Below are 2,473 nucleotides of genomic sequence, written 5' to 3'. Positions count from 1 at the left end.
AGATTGTGCAGTTGACGATGGAGCCGGGAGCCAGTGTGTCTGAGGTGGCGCGAGCGCATGGAGTGAACGCGAACCAGGTGTTCAAGTGGCGCCGCTCCTGGGAGCGCGGCGAACTGACAGACGGCTATGCAGCTTTGCTTCCGGTCAGCGTGTCGAGTCTGGGTGAACCCGAGAGTACGACTTCCATATCCGCTGAGCCCGATCGGGTATCTGATGGCGGCTCGATTCACATCGAGCTTTCTGGGCGTGCACTGATCAGCGTCGAACGCGGTGCCGATCCGGATATGGTGCGTTGCATTCTTGAGAGTGTTTGCAGGTGATCCAGCTTCCATCGGGAACCCGGATATGGATCGCAGCAGGCGTAACCGATATGCGCCGTGGATTTCAGGGCTTGAGCGCCCAGGTGCAGACCGTGCTCGAACTGCAACCCTTCTCCGGTCATGTCTTCATCTTTCGTGGCCGGAGAGGTGACATCGTCAAGTGTCTCTGGTTCGATGGCGACGGTCTTTGTCTCTTTGCGAAGCGGCTGGAGAAGGGCCGTTTTGTGTGGCCGAAGGCTGAGAGCGGCACCGTTTCCCTCTCGCCAGCCCAGCTATCGATGCTGCTCGAAGGGATCGACTGGAGGCACATCGAGAGAACATGGGCACTCCAGAGTGCTGTCTAGTAACAGCGCAGATTCTTCTGTGTTCATAGGCATTTTGTGCATGCATGCTGACTCGATCGATGCCATACTGCGTCCATGCATGACGCTTCTGTTTCCGATCTGGACAGCCTCGATCGTGATGCATTGCTCGCGATCTATCTTGCGCAGCAAGAGAAGCTGACATCGCTGATCTCGGCTCAGGATGAAGAGCTAAGACGGCTTGAAGCAGAGCTCGAAGCGCAACGACAGGCGCTCTCTGAACAGTCCGAGGAGCTTCACTCACGCAGCGAACGGATCGAACATCTGAAGCTGATGGTCGCGAAGCTGCGGCATGTGATCTTCGGCGCGAAGAGCGAGAAGATCCTCATCGAGCTCGAACAGCTCGAGCTCCAGCTTGAAGACGATGAGACTACGCACGCCGAAGTCGAGGCCGGAGTTGAACGCGTAACGCCTTTACGAGAGGCGAAGACCAGATCTGACCGCAAGCCCTTGCCCGATCATCTTCCGCGTGAGGTCGTCACGCATGCTCCAGAGGGCGACTGCTGTTCTGATTGCGGCGGCCAGCTGCGGCACTTTGGTGACGACGTCTCCGAACAGCTTGAGTACGTCCCCGACAGCTTCAAGGTCATTCGTCATGTGCGGCCTAAGTTCGCCTGCACTGGCTGCGACCGGATCGTCGAAGCTCCGGCACCTTCGCGACCCATTGAGCGCGGTCTGGCTGGACCTGGTCTGCTTGCCCACGTCATCATGTCGAAGTTCGGCGATCATCTCCCGTTGTACCGGCAGTCTGAGATCTATGCTCGACAGGATGTCGAGATCTCACGCTCGACGATGGCTGGCTGGGTTGGCGCGGCAAGCGAGCTTCTCGGCCCGCTGGTCGACGCGATCCAGAAGCATGTGCTCGCCGGACCCAAGCTGCATGCCGATGACACACCTCTCCCCGTGCTGTCTCCCGGGAACGGCAAGACGAAGACCGGCCGCCTCTGGACTTACGTCAGAGACGATCGGCCGGCTGGCATCGACACACCGCCAGCAGTCTGGTTCGCATACTCGGAAGATCGCAAGGGCGAGCATCCTCGCCAACACCTCCACACCTTCCGGGGTGCCCTGCAGGCGGATGCTTATGCAGGCTTCCAACACCTGTATGGCAAGGACATCTATGAGACCGCATGTTGGGCACATGCCCGCAGGAAGTTCCACGAGATCCACATCGTTCACGCGTCACCCACAACCACCGAAGCTCTGGCCAGGATCGGAGCGCTCTATGCGATCGAAGAAGAGGTTCGCGGCAAGCCAGCAGATCTCAGACTGAGTATCCGGCAGGCACGGGCGAGACCGTTGCTTGTGGAACTTCGCGCCTGGATGCAGAAGGCACAGTCCCGATTCTCATCGAAGAGTGAAACGGCAGGTGCGATCCGCTATGCACTCGCCCGTTGGCATGCGCTCACGCGCTATGTCGAGGACGGTCTGCTTGAGATCGACAACAGTGCCGCCGAACGGGCGTTGCGAGCTGTGGCAATCGGCCGCAAGAACTTTCTTTTTGTCGGATCCGATGGCGGCGGAGAGCGGGCCGCAGCCATGTACTCCCTCATCGGCACGGCCAAGCTAAACGGCCTCAACCCAGAGCTCTATCTACGCACCGTGCTCGCCAGAATCGCAGACCAACCGATCAGCCGCATCGGTGAATTGCTCCCTTGGAACCTCGCAGACCAGCTCAAGACACACTCCTCAAAAGCAGCCTAAGACACACTCAATAAGTGTCCGCTAAAAATAAGCGGACACCTGTTGCGTCACTCCGCTCGCGTCAAGAGGGACACGACGGACGCTTAC

3 protein-coding genes are annotated in these 2,473 nt (G+C 59.0%); all 3 read left to right on the top strand.

The annotated features are described in order from the left end of the window. Positions 1 to 320 (top strand): IS66-like element accessory protein TnpA (tnpA, locus tag HDF16_RS32335; protein WP_432432310.1); only part of this gene is annotated, 320 nt, incomplete at its 5' end. Next, entirely contained in the window at positions 317 to 664 is a 348-nt protein-coding gene (tnpB, locus tag HDF16_RS30015) for an IS66 family insertion sequence element accessory protein TnpB (protein WP_184224622.1), read from the top strand. The genes tnpA and tnpB, both read left to right, overlap by 4 nt. A 156-nt stretch (positions 665 to 820) precedes the next feature. Continuing rightward, positions 821 to 2,386, top strand: a complete 1,566-nt coding sequence (gene tnpC, locus HDF16_RS30010; RefSeq protein ID WP_184224620.1) for an IS66 family transposase — start codon at positions 821 to 823, stop codon at positions 2,384 to 2,386. Positions 2,387 to 2,473 lie beyond the last annotated feature (87 nt).

Source organism: Granulicella aggregans, from assembly GCF_014203275.1.
Taxonomy (GTDB): domain Bacteria; phylum Acidobacteriota; class Terriglobia; order Terriglobales; family Acidobacteriaceae; genus Edaphobacter.
The sequence above is the reverse complement of the archived record's forward strand: the minus strand, read 5'-3'. Positions and strand labels throughout refer to the sequence as shown.